Genomic DNA, 19,441 nt, shown 5'->3' on the forward strand with positions numbered 1-19,441 from the left:
GCCGAAACGTGTTCCGCAGGCTGAGGACTACTGCGTAAGGCACTTCGACCCAAAAAGTCAGGCCCGGACTTTTCGGGTCAAAGTGCCTTACGCTCCGCCCTCAAAGCGCCCTGCTCCACACTCTACTACTTCAAATACGCCCTAGTATAATCCGCAAATCCAGCAACATGATACTCAACCCCAGTCAACTTCGGGTTCACCAAATGCGATTCCTTCACGTAGTACAACGGAATGATACCCATTTGCGATTGCAGGCGCTTTTCAGCCGCTCTCAAATCACGCCAATACGTGGATTGGTTACCCGCCTTCTTGGCATCCGCCACTAATTTATCATAGGTTTGATCACTATAGTGACCCGGATTCATCGTGTTGCCGGATGTTAGAATGCCCAGATAGTTGATTGGATCGGCGAAATCTGCCAGCCAGTACCACTGACTCAACGAGAAGTTACCGTTAGTCTTCTTATCCTGGAAGCCCTTATCAGGTAAATTACTGATTTCTACTTTCACATTTGGTAGATTTTCCTGAATCTGGCTTTGCACAAATTGGGCAACATTCTTCGTCACATCCTGGTCATCGCCAATGATCGACAACTTCAGCGTCCCAGTGATATTGGCTTCCTTGCGGCCTTCAGCCACAGTTGCTTGGCCTTGGTCACATTCTGCGCAGTCGACGTACTCGTTTCCTTGCTGAAATCCTTACCCGTCGTTGGATCTGTCGAAGTCCCCGGACTCACAAAACTGCTGGCTGGCGTTGAACCGTCAGCGAGGACTTTGCTGGTCAGAGATTTCCGGTTGATGGCCAGAGAAATGGCCTGCCGCAACTTCTTGTTGGCCAGTGGTTGACCGTTACGCTGGTTGACTTGCAGGTAGTAGGTCCAGGCCTTTGGTACCGACTTCAGGTCCTTGTTCTTCTGCAGATTCTTAGCCGTTACACCAGAAATCGTCGCATCATCCAGTTTGCCAGACGTAAACAAATTGTGCGCTGTATTGGCATCCTTGACGGTCTGATACTTAATTTCATCTAGCTTGATAGCCTTCTTATCCCAGTAATGGGTATTCTTCTTTAACGTATACGTGTCGTTCGTCCCGGTCCAGCCAGTGATCTTAAACGCGCCATTTGAAACGGTATTCTTGGAAGATGTCCCGTAGTTTTTCACGCCCACCTTCTGCACAAAGGTCTTATCCTGTGGCATGAAGACTGGCATGGCCATTAACTTATTAAAGTAGGTCATCGGGTGGTCCAAGGTAATCGTCAAGGTTCGCTTGCCGGTTGCTTTGATACCAAGCGTTTTGTATGACTTCTTACCCGCGATGATGGCATCCGCGTTCTTGATCCCACTGAAAATATACGTATAAACTGGATTGTTTTTTGGATTCAGCGACCGTTTCCAAGAATACTCAAAGTCAGCCGCAGTGACCGGATCCCCGTTGCTCCATTTGGCATCCTTGCGAATATGGAAGACGTACTTAGTGCCGTTTGCCGTTGGTTTAACGATTTTCGTTGCCATGGCCGCCACAGTTGATTCTTACTATTCAGACGGTACAGCCCCTCTGAAATGTTAGTCAGCGTGTTAAATTCTGGCATGGTGGCTTGGTTGGTGTTATCCAAGCTTGTCAGGTCGGACGTCTGCATCAGCGAGATCGACTTCTTGGAGGTCGACTTGCCATTGTTGCCACAGGCAGCCAATAAGACGCCAGCTAGCAACACGCTGGTGCCGAGTAGCAATTTTTTAAAACGTTTCACGATGATTCCCCCTCTTTTTGAGTCTTAACTGGTTCTATTTTACCAAATTAAATGTGAAAACGCTTAGAAAATCTATTGATAGTGTTGGATTACGACGCTAAAAAAGCGCTACTCAATCGAACTGAGCAGCGCTTGTCATCGTGACGGTGACAGTAATCACACGGTCATTTTTATTCAGTATCCAATTATCGGGATCTTGTGGCTTAGGATAGGGTTTTTCACCATCCAACATTGTGACAATCGCATTTTTCGACCAATATGCTGCCTCAGCGAAAGTCGTGCCTTGCGTCACCATTTCAGGAATATTTGGTGATGTTGCACCGAAATAGTGACCATCTTCATCGTTAAATTCAGTAATAATGACTGGATACGTAAGCTGTTTTACCATCTGTTGGCCTCCTTGTGTGCCGAAGGTGTTGCCGTCATGGTCATCTTACGCAATATGCGTGACCTACGCTAGTCGGTTGATTCAAGCAGGTTACAAATAATTCTGGTTATAGCCTTACCATTTAACGACCTTGACATTAGCGTCGATTCTCCGCCCTGTACCATTCTCAGTCATAATCTACCGCACGATGCGCCTCATCAACATAAACCGTCTCCGTCTGCGCCCCCAAATACTGCTCAATTTGACTGGTCAGTTGATTCACAGCTGCTTCATGATCCGCCTGCCACTCCGGCTTCAAACACTCAATGTACATCGTAGCAGCGGTAGTATCATCGCGGGTCTCGACCCGTTCAGCATCGCGCCAGCACCAGCAGCGACTCACAACACCAGCGTCGTCTGCGTAGATGACTTCCCCATCCAATGCCGGTTCCGGTTCATCTTCACTGATAGCCTGAAAGGGTTCGCCGCCCTTGGCTACCGTTAAACGGATATCGCCTTGAATCGATGCCGTATCCAGACTTGCGACTGGAAAACCCGTTCGCAGCGAGCACGCATTATACAGATCCACCATGGGTCGATCGACCGCACAGGATTGCCGTTCTTTGAGCGTTTCAGCAAATTTTCTACGGCACAGCGGGCGCCCTTCTTGGTCTTGAACTTCCGAAACGCCTCGCGCCACTCGTGAATCAGCGGATTGGCACTGATTGGATCATCGGGAATTAAATCCGCAACGTGCGCATTTGCGTCCTCTAAGATCGACGCAGGCAACTGACCGTGGTCCTGATTGTCCAACCCAGTTACCCGGATCAACGCAATGCGGACCTCCGGAAAAATATCCCAAAATGGTTTTTCAACAACGAACTGACTCATCGTAAGCACATCCCTTCACTATTTTTGTTGCAGTTGTCACTATTATAACAGGTCTTTGTCATTTTCAGAAGGCTTGATCTTCGCTTTGACATAAAACACCCGCGTTCCGCGGCCGATCAGCTGTTGCAAAAGCTGCAATAGCATGACCACCCAGCCAAACGATAGCGCGAACCCAATAATTTCAAACGCGGTCAGCGAAAGGTAACCGATCCCCTGAAATAAAATATCAGCGGCGACCAAAATTGCGCCAATCGTGTAAGACAATGTCAAAAATTCGCGCGTCACTCCGGGCAGTAACCAGCGAATGCCGACAATCAAAACGATGATGAAGTAGACCAGAAACCCTGCCACCTTATCGTGCATGTAATGTGACGCAGCGTTGTTTGGAAAAAAACCAACGGCGCCAAGGTCAACCGCCATCAATGTCAAAATACTGCGTAAAATATTCAGCCGCCAAGAGTGCGGATAAATGGCATGCAGCGAGACGAAAATATAGTCTACTAGGGCAACCATGATCAACGCGGAGAAGATCAACGTAATGTTAAATTGCCAACTGTTGCTGGCCAACTTTGTCCCCAGGAAGCTGAGATTATACTGCCACCAGCGCCGCGATGTGTTAGATGCCATGGCGATCAGCACGTCGCTGACGATGACTAATGTGAATAGCCGGATCAAAATATTCGGCGCCAGCGAAAAAGCCAGCAGGATCATCAAGTAGTTAATGATCGTTTCAAAAACGAAAAAGATGATCGTTGCCGTCAACCGGTCAAAAGATAACCCGTCAAACATCGTTTCAAATAACCAGAAACTTCCCAATAACGTGAGCCCCAAAATTAAAGCAAACGACAAAATAATGACCGGAAAATTCCGCCAGTAGATGTTCTGTGAAAATGTGTTGGTCTGGTTGCGTCGTTCCCGGACGAAAAAGATGCCAAATAATATGGTGCCCATAATGACGCCTAGCAGGATCGTCCCCGTCGCTAACGAGGTGTTCCCGCTCAACGGAATCTGATTATCTCCCCGAACAGCGAAGAACCCATTAAACAATAGACTGCAGGCAACCGCTGGCAGGACGAACCACGCTAATGAAATGCGTTGGTATAACGAAATTTCACTGGCGTGGGATTGAATCAGCGCGTCGTTATTACGCAACGTGATCTTCACCTGGTCGCCATCCTTTAATTCAAGTTGTTGTGTAACTTTTTGCGGCAGTTTAAGCCGAACTTTTTGTTCTGACATGTGTGGTTTTTCCATTCCTCTTCCTTAATCTACACTCCCCATTTTCTAGTAAAGTTGCAAATTTCGCAACTTTTATCGCTAACTTGATACCCGTCAAGTTGTTTTCCAGCAAATGGCCGTATGCTGTAGTCAATCAAGCGAACACACGAAAGGATGCGACTCCTATGAAGTTTCAACACTTTATCCAAGACCACCAAAATCATATCACACTGATCAGCGCCATTTTAATCGTTGCGGCCTACCTCAGTCAGTTCGGGCTGCACAACCAGTTTGGCTATACCATTGCCATGATGCTGGCATCAATTATTGCGGCTATCCCGATCATGATCCACGCCTACCAGGCACTGCGGGTCAAGGTCATCAGTATTGAACTATTAGTCTCAATTGCTGTCATCGGTGCTTTCATCATTGGTGAATACAACGAATCCGCCATCGTGACCTTCCTGTTTCTTTTCGGGAGTTATCTGGAACAGCGGACGCTGGCCAAAACTCGTGATTCGATTAAATTGCTCACCGAAATGGCACCCGCAACTGCCCAACTGCTGCACGCCGATGGCACAACAGAAGAAGTTGACCTCGACGACGTGGACAAGGGCGACAACGTGCTCGTCAAAACCGGTGGCACCATCCCAGTCGACGGCACGATCATCGAGGGCTCCGGCTACCTTAACGAAGCCGTGATCACCGGTGAATCTGCACCGGTCACAAAACAACCTGGCGACACTGTTTTTTCCGGCTCCGAACTCAGTAACGGGACGTTAACCGTTGAAGCAACCAAGGTCGGCGACGACACCACGTTTGGGAAAATCATCGAACTGGTCGAAGATGCGCAGGATACCAAGTCGAAAACGGAATCCTTTATCGATCGGTTTGCCCAGTACTACACACCAGCAGTGCTCGTCATTGCACTGATCGTTTATCTGGCCACCCAGAGCTTCACCACCGCCATTACTGTTCTGGTCCTCGGCTGCCCCGGTGCCCTCGTGATTGGTGCGCCAGTCGCAAACGTTGCCGGTATCGGTAACGGCGCCAAACGCGGCATCCTCCTAAAGGGTGGTGCCGTGATGGATGATTTTTCAAAGATCGACACGTTCATGTTTGATAAAACCGGCACCCTGACTACGGGCAACACGGCCGTCACTCAGGTTAAATCTTATACTGATAACGAAACTACTGCGTTCGCCCTGCTTGCCAGAGTTGAACAACTCTCCGACCATCCGCTGGGCAAAGCCGTCATTGATCACGTGACTGAAATGACGCTCCCATTTAGCACGATGACTGTCACCGAAAACAGTACGGTCAAGGGACAAGGGCTCATCGCTGACGTGGACGGCCATCACGTGCTAGTTGGTAACAAAGCGTTGCTCACTGCAAACCAGATCACATTGACGCCAACTCAAGAAACTGATTTAGCCAGCATCCAAAACACTGGCAGCTCAGTGGTCATTGAAGCTATTGACGGTCAACTTGCCCTTATCGTGGGGGTGGCTGACGTGGTTCGGCCAGAAGTGAAGGCCCAACTTCAAGCGTTACGTGACCACGGTGCCAAGCACCTCGTGATGCTGACTGGTGATAACCAGGCCACAGCAAATGCCGTTGCTGCCCAAATTGGGATCGATGAAATCCACGCAGAGCTGTTACCGGAACAAAAAGTGGCTGCCATTAAAACCGCTCAAGCAGCCGGCCACCACGTTGCCTTCGTCGGCGACGGCATCAACGACAGTCCCGCTATCGCGACCGCTGATATCGGGATCGCCATGGGCAGCGGCACCGATGTGGCCATCGAAACCTCTGACGTTGTGCTCATGCAATCCAGTTTTCAGGCCCTCGTTCACGCCTTCGCCCTGGCAAAGAAGACCGTTCGCGTCACCAAGGAAAATATTGTAATCGCCATCGGCGTCGTCATCTTCCTGCTGATTGGCCTCATTATCGGCTTCATTTACATGGCCAGCGGGATGTTCGTGCACGAAGCCAGCATTCTCGTGGTCATCTTCAACGCGATGCGGCTCATTAACTACGGAAAGTTACCCACTAGTCCAGCCATTACGGGTAAAACGACGATGGCGCACTCGAATTAAAAAAGTGGCCAAACTTGACCTGCGTCAAGTTCAAACTAGTCATTTCCAACTACACTAGACTCATAAAGACAAACACAACAGACTTAGGAGGTCGTTATCATGACAAAACGCGCAGTATTACAACTAGATGGACTGACCTGCCCATCATGTATGACAAAGATTCAGAGTGCCGTTTCCAAACACCCCGGTGTTGAAAAGGCTCAGGTTTTATTCAATGCCAGCAAGGTCAAGGTCGATTTTGATGACAGTCAAACCACCGCAGACGAACTCGCTGAAGTGATCACGAAGCTCGGCTACACCGTTGAACACATCAAGGTCAAGGCTGAAGCCTAAGGAGAAGGACATGACAAACGACGAAATTGAGACAGCTTACCAGGCTGAAGTAAAGCAAGCCGATACCGACCACCACACCCCAACGGCTGGGGCAATGACCGGTCACATCGTGGCAAATCTAAACATCAACATTACGAAGCTCCACCAAGCACTGTGGTTCCTAACCGGGCCTGAAAGTGTGGCAATCAAGTCCCTGTACCGCGACCTGATTACTGAAGCACGCCAGACCTACGATGACCTCGCTGATGTACTGCTAGACGAGGGCCAATTGCCACCGTCGACCACGGCTGAATACGAAGACTATAAAATGTTGGAAGAGGACGGTCGCTAAAGTACCACGCCACCGAAGACGTACTGACGACAACGATTGAAGATTTCAATACGCAAAACCTGTTTGTGACACGTGCCATTACCTTAGCTGAAAAGGAAGACCGACCAGCAATGGCAGCCTATCTGACGACGATTCTTGGTCAGAATAACCATGACGTTCGCGTGTTAGAGGATGTCTTGGGGCATAAAGTGGAGAAGCCGGAATAATTATTAAACCTGTATCAAAAAGGTCACCAGAAATAATTTCTAGTGACCTTTTTTGATACAATTTTAAATTCAGGTCAATTTTCTAGAATATAATGAGAAATTATGCTAGTGTATATACGCAGCTATACATTTCAGATTGGGGGACTTATTTTGAACCAATTAAAAAAAGACACACAGGTAAACTTTAGAACGAATAGTCAGGTCTTACAGGAAGCTAAAGCCGTCTTTGCTGAAAAACATTTAGATGCCTCTCAAGGATTTAACATGTTTCTTGAATTTGTTGCCAGCAGGAAAGAACTTCCTTTTAAGACTAATGATGAATTAGAACGCGAAAAATTAATTGACCAATTACAAAAAAGAGTGCAACATAATGAATCAGAAATTAATAAAGGAAATTATACTACCCTAAATCAACTGGAGCGTGAATTTTTTGAGTAAATATGCCATCCAAATTTCTAATGACATTTTTAACCAAATTAAGTCTATTCACAGTTATATTGCTGACGTACTATATGCAAACGAGGCAGCTGATTTACGCGTAAAACAAATGATTATTGATATTCGGCAACTTGCCGATTCTCCTGATCGTGGCTTCAATACTGACAAAAAAATGGGTCGTCAACTACTTCAAAACCACACCACATTAGGAATACCCATTGTTTCCGGAAAATATATCGTTCTGTACTTTATTGATGATTCAAAAAAAATTGTCCACGTTATTGACCTTTTACCTACAAAAAGTGATTATACACAACTCTTTTTGTGAACTTATAACACGAATTTTACTTATCCTTCCCTAAATTGGCTATACCACAATCGCAAGAAGGCGTATCCTAGTCTTAAAACGGACTGAGAAGTGATGACAATGAAACCATTGATCGGCATGCCAGCCGACACTGTAAAAACGGACCTCGGCTTTCGCGACTACGCTTACGATAACGTCATGCAGGCGGTGATTGCCGCTGGCGGGATTCCTGTGATGCTGCCGAGTAACAATCCAGAACTTGCGGAAGACTATGTAACCCGCTGTGACGGGTTTGCGTTTCTGGGTGGTCCCGACATCGACCCCACGCTATTTGGCGAGGAACCCATCCGTGAGATCGGTGCCACGTCTATGAAAAAGGACCAGTTTGAGGTTGCGCTGTGTCAAAAAGCATTTTCTGCTGGCAAGGCCATCTTCGGTATTTGCCGTGGGGCTCAAATCATCGCAATCGCGCTTGGCGGCACCATGTACCAGGACTTTCCAAGTCAGTTTCCAGATGCCCGCCTAAAGCACCAGCAGGAAGCCCCGCTGATCTATCCGACCCACCACGTCAATATTAAGGGTGACACGATTGCAGCCGAAATTCTGGGCTCACATCCGTACGTCAACTCCAACCACCACCAAACGGTAAAGAATCCCGGCTCCCACTTAATGGTTTCCGGAAGAGCTGACGACGGCGCTGTCGAGATGATTGAATCGCAAGATAACGACCAAGTAGTAGCCGTTCAATGGCATCCCGAGTATTTGTATGAAACGATGCCTGAGGAGAACGCCTTGTTTGAGGATTTTGTGGAGCGCTGTCAGAATGGGCGTGCTTAGCATAAATAAAAACAACACCCAAAAAGGTGTTGTTTCTATTTATGCTAATAACGCATCATCGTCTGCCAAGTACCTGCTGGCAGAATTCTAATTTTCTTCGTACTTAAACGCTTAATTTTAACGGTCATTGTTTCACCAAATGATTTACCGCGTATATAGTACGTTTTATTTGCGTACTTATAAGAAGTCCCTGTCATTTTGAAAGCATACTGAAATCCATAGACTGAATAAGTTGTCTTCGTAGCCGACACGTGTTCATAATGTCGTGCAATGTCTCGCAAGGACTTGATATATGGGCCGCGATACTTCTGACCCACAAAGACCTTAGGCGTTCCCTTGTGCCAGGTAGCCGCTTTTGCTGAGGTGCCACCAACTGTTGCAGATAGACCTAGGGTTGTTGCTAAGGCAAATACTGTTACCGTCATTAATCCATTTTTCAAACTATCATCTCCCCTAAAAACATTATAGAACACTAATATCAGTATAGAAATACCAATCAAATATTTACTATCTGTTGGGAATGGTTTTCCATTTGTCAACTTAACAGCCACAACCCATAATTGGTCACAAAAAGGACTATTTCATAATACTCAAACCTGAGTTCATGAAATAGTCCATCTTTTTAAAATTGGTTTATTTAATCGACATCTTCAAAGTCCCCAAATGCGTAATACTCCCGGTCAGCTCATCGCCCGCCTTCAAAAAGATCTGCGGGTCATGGCCAACGCCGGTACCGCTCGGCGTTCCAGTAAAGATCAAATCACCCGGCCGCAACTCGGTCACCGTTGACAGATAGTGCACCAATTCGGGAATCGAAAAAATCATCTGGCTTAACGGTGCCTCTTGCATGGTTTTACCATTCACCTTTGTGGTGATCACTTCATCGTCTAGATTATCCAGTTCGTCAACCGTGGTCAACCAAGGACCGATTGGCCCGTAATTTTCGAACGACTTGCCCATTGAGAACTGCGGGTTATCATTTTCAAACTGTACTTCGCGATCCGAAATATCTTCCCCGACCATGACACCGGCAACGTGCTTCCAGCCGTCTTCAACTGAGATGTTTCTGCCGCCATCCTTAATCACAGCGACGATCTCAGTTTCCCAGTCTGTCTGCGGCCCATGAGCCTTCACGTCAACAACTGATGGTGCTAACGAACTGCTGAATTTCGTAAAAATACTTGGTGCTTTAGGCAACTCAATATGAATTTCCGCTGAATGGTCGCGGTAGTTCATCCCCACCGCAAAGACCTGTTTGGGATCCGTGATCGGCTGTTCCAATTCATCTTGGGTAAACGCTTCCGATTCACCTAACAATCTGTTACCCGGCGCCTGGTGCAACACATCGATAATCGTCTGGGCGTTTTGCACAGGTGACCCGTGAGTTTCATCTTTAATGATAAATGGTTTTCCGTTTCGCATGGCAATTTTCATGTTCTTCACCTCGCTATCAGGATAGCATATTGGCGGAGTTCTTAACACTAAAGTCACCAAAAAATGAAATCTGTTCTTAATTGTTCTATAATTGTAGCATTCATGTCATCTAAAGGAGGACTCACCATGTTATACGCCCCATTATTTGAAAATGATGTGCCAGTCGTTGCGTAAGCCGCTACTGAGCAAATCCATCCTTCAGCTCAGTTAGGCGAACATCCGCCAACTAACTTAAGGAGTCCAAAAAATGTATCAGAAACAAGCCACTAAATCAAAACTCATTGGCAGTCTGTACCTCACGATCGCCGCTAGCATCTGGGGCGGCATGTTTGTCGTCGTCAAGGTCGTTGTTCCCAGTGTTTCGCCTTTTCTACTGGTGTGGTCACGCTACGTGATTGCTATCGTAGCATTAGTCCTATTGGGCCTGCAACAACATATCAACTGGCACGTTGCTAAAAAGGACTGGCCCTTACTTATCAGTATTGGTATTATCGGACAGCTCGCCTCAATTGTGTTTCAAGAAACGGGTACCATGCTCGCAAACGCCCAAATTGGTCGATCATCACCGCCACAACACCGGCCTTTATGACGCTTTTTGCGGCATGGTTGCTCAAAGAACGTCTCACATTCACGCGCGTGTTAGCCGTAACCTGCGCAACAATTGGCGTCATCCTTGCTGGTGGTGGCCTCCACGTTCATGCGCACCAAACATTAGGCGTGATTTCATTAACGATTGCCGCCCTCACCTGGGCGTTAATGTCTGTCTTACTAAAAAAGGTACCGGCTCGATACTCAGCCCTGCAGGTGACAACAATCGGCACATTAGTTGTCCTTATTGGTCTGACACCGGTCATCCTGATTGGCTACCACGCTTTCAACTGGGCCATTATGCTGACACCCAAAGTGGGCGGCGGTATTCTCTACCTCGGCATCATTTCCACTGCTGTTGCGTTTGTGCTGTGGAATAAAGGTCTCCAACTCTTGCAGGCAAGCCAGTCTGGACTATTTTTCTTTTTCCAGCCGCTAGTCGGCAGTCTTTTAGGTTGGCTCGTTTTGGGAGAAGCCCTGCATATCAGCTTTGTTTTTGGGTGCCTGCTGATTTTTATCGGCGTTATTTTAACATTAAGAAACTAACCGAACAAAGAGGTGTTTTTCATGACCTATCACTTATTCCACTGGCTCATCAAACGCACCGAGAACCCCTTTCCGCGCAGTAGATCCAAACAACTCAAAATCTACTAAAACGGGAGTCTTACAATGGAAACAGAACCAGCTTTACCACGAAAAACAGTTTTGATGATGGCCTTCACAGCGGGCGTTATCGTCGCCAATTTAAACTTCATTCAACCCATCGGAGGGCTGATCGCTACCGATTTTCAAATTTCTAAAGCAGTCGTTGGCATTCTCGCCATGCTGACCCAGCTCGGCTATGCGTTCGGACTATTACTGATCGTGCCCCTCGGCGATATTTTTGACCGCTACCACCTGATTCAGTTCATGATGGTGTTATCGATCATTGCGCTGCTACTTGCGTTCCTATCACCAACCATGGGCGTCTTCGCGGTGGCAACGACGCTGATCGGCATCACCTCGGTTGCCCCACAGATCATTATCCCCTACGCCGGCTTTCTGGCACCAGCCTTACAACGGGGGAAAGTTCTGGGCACCGTACTCAGCGGTCTGTTAACGGGAATCTTGTTGTCGCGATCCTTTAGCGGGTTGCTTGGCAGCGTCATCCCGTGGCAACAAATTTACTTGATTGCCGCGGTGCTGGACATCGTTTTACTCGGCGTCGTGCACAAGTATTTACCGCGAGATCCGCGTGGGCATCACAGCCTCAACTATTTCAGCGTCATCCGGTCATTACCCCACTTATTCATCACCCAGCGACCACTTCAAGGTGCCACGATAAACGGCTTTTGTATGTTTGGCGTCTCCAACGTCATGTGGTCCACGCTGGCGTTTTATCTCGCCTCCCAGTACCACTATGGCAGCAACATCGTCGGTCTGCTAGGCCTATTAGGCATTGCTGGCGTTACCGCTGCACCGTATATTGGCACCATGGTCGATCACAGGTCACCTCGGCTGACCATTGGCATGTCGATTGGCTTTTCAACCCTCGCCTTTCTGCTCTTTTGGCTAATTGGTCACTGGATGCTGGGACTCATTGTCGGCATCGTGCTGCTTGATCTTGGGACACAGTTCAGCCAAGTCTCGAATCAGGCCATTGTTCAGTCACTCAATAAAGCCCAAAGCAGCCGCAATAACTCGGTCTTCATGTTCGGCTACTTCATGGGCGGATCACTTGGCACACTGACCGCCACCTGGGCCTGGAGCCGGGCTGGGTGGAACGGCGTCTGCCTAGTTGCCCTTGGCTTTTTGATTGTGTCACTCTTAGGTCATCTCGTTTTAAAGGAACCGGAACGTTTGAATGCGTAGTAAAAAGCAACCTACCGCAAATGGTGGGTTGCTTTTTGAATTACTTCAGATTATCCCGCGTTTTCCACGGATCCACATAGGTAAACAGAATACTCAGTGCCATGAATAAAACGCTCCACAGGGCCAGGTAATGGAAGCCCTGATATAAAATGGTCCGCAGTAACGGTACCAGTTTGCTTGGCAGATCAGCTGCCGAAGCCGAACTGCTGATGGCGTTCAGTTGGTTGATCTGAATCTTGCCATGGTGCGCGTTAATGGCGTTTTTAAACGTCGTGTTCAGGCTCAGTGACAACATGGACAGCACCATCGTCGACCCAATCGTCCGAATCAGTGAATTCAACGCTGTTGCTGGACCAATTTGGTCCTGCGCCACGGCATCCTGAACGGCTACCTGCGAGGTGCCATTGACGATTCCGGTACTGATACCAAACACTGCGCCAGCTAAGGCTAGGAACCACACACTAGACGTTTGCTGGACCACTGCCAAAATCACAATGGCCAGCAGCATGGCGTAACTCCCAGTTCGAATTAACCGTTTCTCAGAGTTGTTTGCCATTAACGGGCTCACCATCCGAGTTCCAACCGCTAGCAGAATGGACGATGGCACCAGAATCAAACCACCCTTCAGCGCTGACAGACCATAGATGCCTTGCCCCCACATCGGAATGTAACTGTTCACAAAGCTGACCATGCCGTACTGAAAGAACATCATCACATTTTTGGCCATGTACGACCGGTTGCCAAACAAATTCATTGGGATGATCGGGTCAACTGCGTGACGTTCCGTCCAGAAGAAGTAGGCGCCAACCACGATAGCAATGACGCTTCGACCGCCACAACGACCATTTTCGGGTTCTGGGCACCAAGTTCTTGAATCATCAGCATCAGTGAAATGATGGCAACAGAGAGGCTCAGCGCCCCGCGGTAGTCAATGGTCTCCCGATTCGGTGTGAACTGCTCATGGTAGTTGCGCACGATCAGCCAGATCATCAGAAGTCCGATTGGCACGTTGATGAAGAATACCCAGCGCCAGCCGATACTATCCGTGATCCAGCCACCGATCAGTGGCCCAATGGCAGAAGCAATCGAATAGGCGCCAATGGCGTTACCGATTGCCTTCACCCGTTTTTCGGTCGGCAATTGTGTCCCGTAAATCACGTACGGTAACTGCGCCATTGCGCCAGCGCCGATACCCATCACTAACCGCGCCACGATCAGCATGTACATGTTGACCGATAACCCTTCAGTAATTGAAGCCAAGACAAAGATCGTTGTCCCAATGATCATTAACCGTTTCGTCCCGTACCGCTCAGAGAGTTTCGTCCAAATAGGTGCCGTGACCGCCATCATTAACAGGTATGCGGTCAGGACCCAGCTCATTAACCGAATACCGTGTAATTCGTCCACAATGGCCGGAATGACAGTGGCCACGATTGTTGATTCCAGTCCAACCATGACGTTGGATAGTGCGAATGCGTGCATTGCTGTATTTTGTTGTTTTTCTGCTGTAGTTGCCATGTATCGGCCTCCCTAATCCTAATTGCCTAAACCAGTTTACTCGGTTACACTTGGTGTAAGTCAACATAAAAGGAGACGGTTTTGATGCGCATTCAAGAAATGGCTGCTGAAAGTGGCCTGACGACCTACGCACTGCGATTTTATGAACGAAAAGGTCTCGTGACACCTAAGCGCGACGCCCGCGGTGACCGTGACTATTCCCCAGTCGAACAATCAGCCGTGCATCGAATCGCGATGTACCGGCGCGCTGGCCTGTCGGTCGAAGAGATCAAGGCCATTTTTACGGGCATGCCAACTACTGAGATGATCACGCTGCTGCGGACGACCCGCGATAAAACCATTGCGCAACGCCAAGCAATGGATGAAACGATTGCCTACCTTGGCGAGAAAATCGCCCATGAGGAGGGGCGGTTGAAGGATGGCGGACAACATATTCCGACGCCTAGTGAAGATGTGGATAATGATGGGTTGGCGGATAATTAGATGAAAGAGAAGAGAACACCCAGCAATCGACACATCAATTGCTGGGTGTTTTTATAGTCCAATTAATTGTTATTTATTTCAGAAATTGGTATCTTAAAATGGTTAACGTAATTAATTATTAACTAAGTGAAAGGACTATTAAATTGACGCATAAAAGTGATATCGAGAAGAGTCTTGAAGAATTCGAAGCCGAATTACGAGGTGAACCAAATCACGTGATTACAAATACAATAGTGCTTGAGAATGTTGAAATACCTGACTACTCACCCAAAAGCATTACCGCAATTCGCAAAAAAACACATGCTACTCAAGAAGACTTCGCGTGGATAATGGGTATACGGAAACGAACCGTCATCTCTTGGGAGACTGGAAAAACAAAACCTCGTGGTAGTGCGCGTCGGTTATTACAACTGTTAAAAGACCAGCCAACCGCGCTTGATCATATTTTGCATCGGCAAATTGATTAAATCACCTCAACGCCAACCCCAGCCAAAATATCCGCCGCCTGAAACGTCGATACTTTCAATCCCCGCGCCAGTTGCAGATTCAATCGAATCCCGGCAACTTGGGACGTGCTCAGATCCACACCTTTCAGCTTGCTGTCCATAAAATCAGCATCCGTTAAGTTGCACTCAGCAAACACTGCCTGCCCCGCAAACGTCACGTTATTCCAATAGCTCTCAATAAACCGGTCGCCAGTGGCCGAAAAATCGGTCAGTTTACTATCGCTAAAATTGCAGTAATCCGCAACACAGTTCGTCACCGTCAACTTCTTGATGGCCGAATCACCGAAATTGGCACCCATCAGCTTGACATCCTGTAACTGACAGCGCAACCAGTAGCTTCGCGTAAAATCCGCGTTGGTGAAATCACAATTCTTGATGACGCTGTCGACCCACGCGCCGTTACTGAAGTTATGCTGCTTAAAGGTGCAGTGGTCAAACACCACGTCGCTCACATCGCTGTTATGATTGGCGTACCCCACCTCACAGTTCACGTAGGTCGTATTAGGCTCGACATCGTCCAATCCAATCGTGACATCTTCCACAATTTCGTTTGGCATTTTTTGTTCCTCCGGTCTGGTATTTGAAAAAAGTTTACGCTAAATTTCGTTGAATTGGCAGGATTTTCAAGCTAGTTTCAAAAATAATTATTAAAAATGGCTTTACAATGATAAAATCATCGGTTACACTACTCGTATATTAAAAAATGATTAAAAGCAATGAAGAGCAGGGAGTACTGATTTCAGGTCCAAGAGAGCGTTCGGTTGGTGTGAGAACGCGACCCACTGTCAGGAAAGTAAGCTCGGAGCTGTAGATGCGACAAACGGAGTATCTAATGGGTGCCACCATTATCACGGCCGACGAATCTGCCTACGGGCATGCTCGTTAAGACTACAATTTGTAGTAAAGACAAGGTGGTACCGTGCATATCAATGCGCCCTTCGAAGACAATATCTTTGAAGGGCGTTTTTTCATGGTTACGGCAAGGACAAGGAGGAACCGAAAATGACATTACTAAGCACATTACAGACAGCACCAGGCCAATTAATTCCGGCAGCTGGCGACGGCAACACACTGAACTTACTCACCAACAGCGAGGCACCAGCGATTCTACTGGACGCAACGTTGGCGACAAAAACCCTACTGGCTGAGGAAAATCCCGGCCTGCTCACCATTTCAGAGTACGCCGCCTTTCTCCGCGACATGCAGCTAAAGAAAACCGCACCGCTTATCGCAGACCTGCAGTCAGGGTTCGGCAATCCGCTGAACACCTTCTACGCCGCCCAAGAGTTGGAACGATCCGGCGGTGACATCTTACTGCTAAACGACCAAACCTATCCTGCCCATAACCTGGAACGGCCAACCACCACAACACCAGCTGACCTGCTGGGCAAGGCGCGGGCCGCTAAGGATAGCCTTGAGAATCCGGCTACCCAATTATGGATCAAACTTGAAGGCATTTGGGATTACGGCATTGACGGTGCCCGCCAGCGGATGCACTACCTCGCAAACGCAGGCGCCGATGCCATCATTATCGACCATTACACAACGGCCGATCTACAAGCGTTAGTCAGCTCGGATCATGACCTACCGCTACTCGCCACCTGGACGCCGGAAACGACCAAGATCAGCGGTATCACCGGTTGGCTCGACACCGGTTACCTCGCTGACAAAGCTTTGCAGGCGCAACACACCGCGTTACAAACGTTATTGAAGGAGGACACCACCTATGCTGAAAAATGATCAAATGCGTCATACCTTTAAAACGGCCGTCATGAGTGGCCACATCGTGCGGATGATGGTTGCGCCAGATGCGCTAGCCGCCAAGATTGCAGAAGACAGTGGCGCTCAGGCCATCTTCTCAGCCGGCTACGCCACCAGCGCTTCAACCTTAGCCATGCCTGACCGAGGTATCAGCGATTTCGGCATCGCACTCAATCGTTGCCGCGAAATCATTAACGCCACAACCATCCCAGTATTTGCCGACGCAGACACCGGTTACGGCGACCTCGATAATGTCCGCCGTACCGTTGAAAGTTACGAAGCCATTGGCGCAGCTGGCATCTTCATTGAAGACCAGGTTTGGCCGAAACGTTGCGGCCACATGGATGGCAAAAAGGTCGAACCAACTGAAGTCCTCGAAGCAAAGATTGCGGCAGCTAAGGCAGCTCGCAAGCACGATGATTTTCTCATCATGTCCCGGACCGATGCGCGCGCCGTTTACGGGTTAGATAACGCCATCGAACGCAGTCGGCGGTACAAAGCCGCCGGTGCTGACCTCATCTTCATTGAAGCACCACGCAGCATCGATGAACTCCAACAGATTCACGATGCCTTTCCGGACACGCCGTTAATGGCCAACATGATTGAGGGTGGCAAAACACCGTTAACACGGTCTGAAGACTTGGAAAAATTAGGCTTCAACATCGTCGTTCACCCAACCGCCATGACTTACACCCAAGCCTACGCCGAGGAGCAGTTGATCCAAACGTTGCAACGCGAAGGCACGACCAAGTCCTTCGAGGACCGGATGATCACCTTTACCAAGTTCAACGACTTTGTCGGATTAGACAAGGTCAACGCTCGGGACGCTGCCTACGCGCCAGAGAAAATGGCACAGTACATGACGGACTGATTGCGTCACACATAGCGTCATCCAAATCATCACACACATAGATACAAAACATAGTGTCATTTAACTTCATGAAAACACATAGTCTCAATCCATAGATTATTTAGCATCATGCCACACATAGCGCCATCACACATATTAGGCTCACTTAGCAACACTCTTCAAACCATATCTTTCCAAACATATATCTCAAACCTTACGGGTCAACCACCCGACACATAGCACCTACTTATCAGCATCATCAAGCATTTCTGGCGTTCCTCAAGCGCCAAACATAGCGTTCACATCACATGACTAACACATATTGGAGGGTTCATTTATGGCAACTAACGCACTCAACTTGGAAACACAATTGAACACTGCCCGCGAAACACCCCTGTTTTACAAGGTCTTCGCGCTCGCCAGTGCCGGCATGATTCTTGATGCCGCTGACGTGTACATGGCCAGCGCCATTAATAGTACAATGATCGCCCAGAAGTTCGCGACGATTCAGCAGGGCTCCACGTTCCTATCCAGCGGGTTTCTCGGCCTGTTCATCGGATCTATTCTTGCTGGATACATCGGTGACTTCTTCGGTCGCAAAAAATCGTACCAGATCAACCTCTTACTGTTCGGCGCGTTCACCCTACTCGCAGCTTTCATGCCCAACATCACCTTACTGATCATTTGCCGCTTCATTGCCGCCATTGGGTTGGGTGCTGAAATCGTGACCGGGTACGCGGTCGTTAACGAATTTGCGCCTATCAAACGACGTGGTCATTGGTCAGGTATGAACGCCATCGTTGCCAACACTGGGGCACCAATTGCGCTGTTGATTGCCACCTTCGCCATTCCAAAATTTGGCTGGCGGTCCATGTTCATCATCATGGGGATTCTGGCGCTCTTGCTCTGGCTGCTGCGTCGTCACTTCCCAGAATCACCGCGGTGGTTGTTGGCGAAGGGCCGCAACGAAGAAGCGGAAACGATTATCAACGAATTAACGACACGCGGCCAATACGACGAGGATGAATTCACCGACAAGGCCGAACCGACGAGCCACATTAGTTTTGCGCACGGGCTATTTATCGCCATCGTCGCCGTTAGTGCAACCCTGCTGTGCCAATACACCTTTACCTCCTGGGTACCAACACTGCTTTTGAATCGCGGCATCAACATTGTCAGTTCAATCGGCTTCTCAGCCATTATGATGATTGGCGCGCCAATCGGTGCAGCCATTGGTGCAGCACTGGTTGACCGCGCTGGTCGAAAAAAAGTGATTCTAACTGGCTTTATCGCCACCGCAATCTTAGGGATTGGTTACGCTTATGAAACGACCACGGCGGGAATCCTGATCAACGGCTTTCTATTGACAGTCACCCTGTACATCTTGGTTGCGACGGTTGTGAGTGTGTATAACAACGAGCTCTTCGAGACCACCCACCGGTTCCGCGGTGCCGGGATCTCAAACGGGATCTCAAAGCTGCTGAACGTCCTGATGCCAACCGCAGTTGCGTTCATGATCACCCAGGTTTCAGCATCGTTTATCTTTTATGGAATCGCTGCGATGGCCATTATTGCTGCCATTGTGATTGGCATTTGGGGACCTGAGACGGATCAGAAGGCAATAAAATAGAGTGTGGAGCGAGGCGGTTAGAAGGCGGAGTGTAAGTAACTCTGGTT

At 48.5% G+C, this 19,441-nt stretch carries 26 protein-coding genes and 1 other annotated feature; of the genes, 15 read left to right on the forward strand and 11 right to left on the reverse strand.

The genetic code is table 11. The annotated features are described in order from the left end of the window. Positions 1 to 125: 125 nt before the first annotated feature. From JCM11969_RS19290 to JCM11969_RS13125, 6 genes are all read right to left on the reverse strand, one after another. Positions 126 to 638, reverse strand: a complete 513-nt coding sequence (locus tag JCM11969_RS19290; RefSeq protein ID WP_225353301.1) for an ABC transporter substrate-binding protein — start codon at positions 636 to 638, stop codon at positions 126 to 128. Then, positions 596 to 1,510, reverse strand: coding sequence for a peptide ABC transporter substrate-binding protein (locus JCM11969_RS19295; RefSeq protein ID WP_263850074.1), 915 nt, complete (start codon positions 1,508 to 1,510; stop codon positions 596 to 598). Before JCM11969_RS19295 ends, JCM11969_RS19290 begins: the two co-directional genes overlap by 43 nt. Before the next feature lie 348 nt (positions 1,511 to 1,858). Further along, complete coding sequence (locus tag JCM11969_RS13115; RefSeq protein ID WP_054711858.1) at positions 1,859 to 2,134, reverse strand: hypothetical protein; 276 nt, start codon at positions 2,132 to 2,134, stop codon at positions 1,859 to 1,861. Between the two features lie 166 nt (positions 2,135 to 2,300). Then, positions 2,301 to 2,705, reverse strand: coding sequence for a B3/B4 domain-containing protein (locus tag JCM11969_RS19305; RefSeq protein WP_225353303.1), 405 nt, complete (start codon positions 2,703 to 2,705; stop codon positions 2,301 to 2,303). After that, on the reverse strand, positions 2,615 to 3,004 hold the full coding sequence (locus tag JCM11969_RS19310; protein WP_225353304.1) for a hypothetical protein: 390 nt from the start codon (positions 3,002 to 3,004) through the stop codon (positions 2,615 to 2,617). Before JCM11969_RS19310 ends, JCM11969_RS19305 begins: the two co-directional genes overlap by 91 nt. A 42-nt stretch (positions 3,005 to 3,046) precedes the next feature. After that, the gene (locus JCM11969_RS13125; RefSeq protein WP_065903830.1) at positions 3,047 to 4,243 is read right to left on the reverse strand and encodes a hypothetical protein; all 1,197 of its coding nucleotides are present in this window, start codon (positions 4,241 to 4,243) and stop codon (positions 3,047 to 3,049) included. Between the two features lie 164 nt (positions 4,244 to 4,407). Here JCM11969_RS13125 and JCM11969_RS13130 point away from each other — a divergent pair, with 164 nt between their 5' ends. From JCM11969_RS13130 to JCM11969_RS13155, 7 genes are all read left to right on the forward strand, one after another. Beyond that, on the forward strand, positions 4,408 to 6,321 hold the full coding sequence (locus JCM11969_RS13130; protein WP_054711862.1) for a heavy metal translocating P-type ATPase: 1,914 nt from the start codon (positions 4,408 to 4,410) through the stop codon (positions 6,319 to 6,321). A gap of 99 nt (positions 6,322 to 6,420) precedes the next feature. Then, positions 6,421 to 6,654, forward strand: a complete 234-nt coding sequence (locus JCM11969_RS13135) for a heavy-metal-associated domain-containing protein (RefSeq protein ID WP_054711864.1) — start codon at positions 6,421 to 6,423, stop codon at positions 6,652 to 6,654. A 10-nt stretch (positions 6,655 to 6,664) separates the two neighbouring features. Further along, complete coding sequence (locus JCM11969_RS20770) at positions 6,665 to 6,985, forward strand: ferritin family protein (RefSeq protein ID WP_439709749.1); 321 nt, start codon at positions 6,665 to 6,667, stop codon at positions 6,983 to 6,985. A gap of 65 nt (positions 6,986 to 7,050) precedes the next feature. Beyond that, on the forward strand, positions 7,051 to 7,191 hold the full coding sequence (locus JCM11969_RS20775; protein WP_318530013.1) for a hypothetical protein: 141 nt from the start codon (positions 7,051 to 7,053) through the stop codon (positions 7,189 to 7,191). Between the two features lie 150 nt (positions 7,192 to 7,341). Beyond that, positions 7,342 to 7,629, forward strand: a complete 288-nt coding sequence (relB, locus tag JCM11969_RS13145) for a type II toxin-antitoxin system RelB/ParD family antitoxin (protein WP_054711866.1) — start codon at positions 7,342 to 7,344, stop codon at positions 7,627 to 7,629. Continuing rightward, the gene (locus JCM11969_RS13150) at positions 7,622 to 7,957 is read left to right on the forward strand and encodes a type II toxin-antitoxin system RelE/ParE family toxin (protein ID WP_054711868.1); all 336 of its coding nucleotides are present in this window, start codon (positions 7,622 to 7,624) and stop codon (positions 7,955 to 7,957) included. The genes relB and JCM11969_RS13150 overlap by 8 nt, the downstream gene beginning before the upstream one ends. Before the next feature lie 99 nt (positions 7,958 to 8,056). Further along, complete coding sequence (locus JCM11969_RS13155) at positions 8,057 to 8,773, forward strand: gamma-glutamyl-gamma-aminobutyrate hydrolase family protein (protein WP_054711870.1); 717 nt, start codon at positions 8,057 to 8,059, stop codon at positions 8,771 to 8,773. Positions 8,774 to 8,817: 44 nt separating this feature from the next. Here JCM11969_RS13155 and JCM11969_RS13160 read toward each other — a convergent pair whose 3' ends face one another. Together JCM11969_RS13160 and JCM11969_RS13165 are read right to left on the reverse strand one after the other, a co-directional pair. Beyond that, positions 8,818 to 9,213, reverse strand: a complete 396-nt coding sequence (locus JCM11969_RS13160) for a hypothetical protein (RefSeq protein ID WP_054711872.1) — start codon at positions 9,211 to 9,213, stop codon at positions 8,818 to 8,820. 193 nt (positions 9,214 to 9,406) lie between these two features. After that, positions 9,407 to 10,207, reverse strand: coding sequence for a fumarylacetoacetate hydrolase family protein (locus tag JCM11969_RS13165; RefSeq protein ID WP_054711873.1), 801 nt, complete (start codon positions 10,205 to 10,207; stop codon positions 9,407 to 9,409). Positions 10,208 to 10,454: 247 nt separating this feature from the next. Between JCM11969_RS13165 and JCM11969_RS19315 the strand changes: the two genes are divergently transcribed. The 3 genes from JCM11969_RS19315 to JCM11969_RS13175 all read left to right on the forward strand — a co-directional run bounded on the left by JCM11969_RS19315 (position 10,455) and on the right by JCM11969_RS13175 (position 12,646). Beyond that, a complete protein-coding gene (locus tag JCM11969_RS19315; protein WP_263850075.1) occupies positions 10,455 to 10,796 on the forward strand; it encodes an EamA family transporter in 342 nt (113 codons plus the stop codon). 17 nt (positions 10,797 to 10,813) lie between these two features. After that, the gene (locus JCM11969_RS19320; protein ID WP_263850076.1) at positions 10,814 to 11,341 is read left to right on the forward strand and encodes a DMT family transporter; all 528 of its coding nucleotides are present in this window, start codon (positions 10,814 to 10,816) and stop codon (positions 11,339 to 11,341) included. Between the two features lie 123 nt (positions 11,342 to 11,464). Then, on the forward strand, positions 11,465 to 12,646 hold the full coding sequence (locus tag JCM11969_RS13175) for an MFS transporter (protein ID WP_054711875.1): 1,182 nt from the start codon (positions 11,465 to 11,467) through the stop codon (positions 12,644 to 12,646). A 40-nt stretch (positions 12,647 to 12,686) separates the two neighbouring features. Here JCM11969_RS13175 and JCM11969_RS13180 read toward each other — a convergent pair whose 3' ends face one another. Together JCM11969_RS13180 and JCM11969_RS13185 are read right to left on the reverse strand one after the other, a co-directional pair. Continuing rightward, positions 12,687 to 13,457, reverse strand: a complete 771-nt coding sequence (locus JCM11969_RS13180; protein ID WP_162231479.1) for an MFS transporter — start codon at positions 13,455 to 13,457, stop codon at positions 12,687 to 12,689. Further along, positions 13,397 to 14,164: an MFS transporter gene (locus tag JCM11969_RS13185; RefSeq protein WP_054711879.1), complete on the reverse strand. Its 768-nt coding sequence runs from the start codon at positions 14,162 to 14,164 to the stop codon at positions 13,397 to 13,399. The genes JCM11969_RS13180 and JCM11969_RS13185 overlap by 61 nt, the downstream gene beginning before the upstream one ends. 84 nt (positions 14,165 to 14,248) lie before the next feature. Here JCM11969_RS13185 and JCM11969_RS13190 point away from each other — a divergent pair, with 84 nt between their 5' ends. Together JCM11969_RS13190 and JCM11969_RS13195 are read left to right on the forward strand one after the other, a co-directional pair. Then, positions 14,249 to 14,647 carry a MerR family transcriptional regulator gene (locus JCM11969_RS13190; RefSeq protein WP_054711880.1) on the forward strand — a complete coding sequence of 133 codons (399 nt, stop codon included), beginning with the start codon at positions 14,249 to 14,251 and terminating at the stop codon, positions 14,645 to 14,647. A 143-nt stretch (positions 14,648 to 14,790) separates the two neighbouring features. Next, on the forward strand, positions 14,791 to 15,114 hold the full coding sequence (locus tag JCM11969_RS13195) for a helix-turn-helix domain-containing protein (RefSeq protein ID WP_054711883.1): 324 nt from the start codon (positions 14,791 to 14,793) through the stop codon (positions 15,112 to 15,114). Here JCM11969_RS13195 and JCM11969_RS13200 read toward each other — a convergent pair. Beyond that, on the reverse strand, positions 15,111 to 15,710 hold the full coding sequence (locus JCM11969_RS13200) for a pentapeptide repeat-containing protein (RefSeq protein ID WP_054711884.1): 600 nt from the start codon (positions 15,708 to 15,710) through the stop codon (positions 15,111 to 15,113). The two genes, JCM11969_RS13195 and JCM11969_RS13200, sit on opposite strands and share 4 nt — an antisense overlap. A gap of 150 nt (positions 15,711 to 15,860) precedes the next feature. Further along, positions 15,861 to 16,095 (forward strand) — a binding site (T-box leader). Positions 16,096 to 16,155: 60 nt separating this feature from the next. Here JCM11969_RS13200 and JCM11969_RS13205 point away from each other — a divergent pair. The 3 genes from JCM11969_RS13205 (at position 16,156) to JCM11969_RS13215 (ending at position 19,394) form a co-directional block, all read left to right on the forward strand. Continuing rightward, on the forward strand, positions 16,156 to 16,893 hold the full coding sequence (locus JCM11969_RS13205; RefSeq protein WP_054711887.1) for an isocitrate lyase/phosphoenolpyruvate mutase family protein: 738 nt from the start codon (positions 16,156 to 16,158) through the stop codon (positions 16,891 to 16,893). Then, positions 16,880 to 17,785, forward strand: coding sequence for an isocitrate lyase/PEP mutase family protein (locus tag JCM11969_RS13210; RefSeq protein WP_156319366.1), 906 nt, complete (start codon positions 16,880 to 16,882; stop codon positions 17,783 to 17,785). Before JCM11969_RS13205 ends, JCM11969_RS13210 begins: the two co-directional genes overlap by 14 nt. Before the next feature lie 316 nt (positions 17,786 to 18,101). Further along, on the forward strand, positions 18,102 to 19,394 hold the full coding sequence (locus JCM11969_RS13215) for an MFS transporter (RefSeq protein ID WP_054711890.1): 1,293 nt from the start codon (positions 18,102 to 18,104) through the stop codon (positions 19,392 to 19,394). The last annotated feature ends 47 nt before the right edge of the window (positions 19,395 to 19,441 follow it).

The sequence above is a fragment of the Secundilactobacillus paracollinoides DSM 15502 = JCM 11969 genome (assembly GCF_001311135.1).
In the GTDB taxonomy this organism is placed as follows: Bacteria; Bacillota; Bacilli; order Lactobacillales; family Lactobacillaceae; genus Secundilactobacillus; species Secundilactobacillus paracollinoides.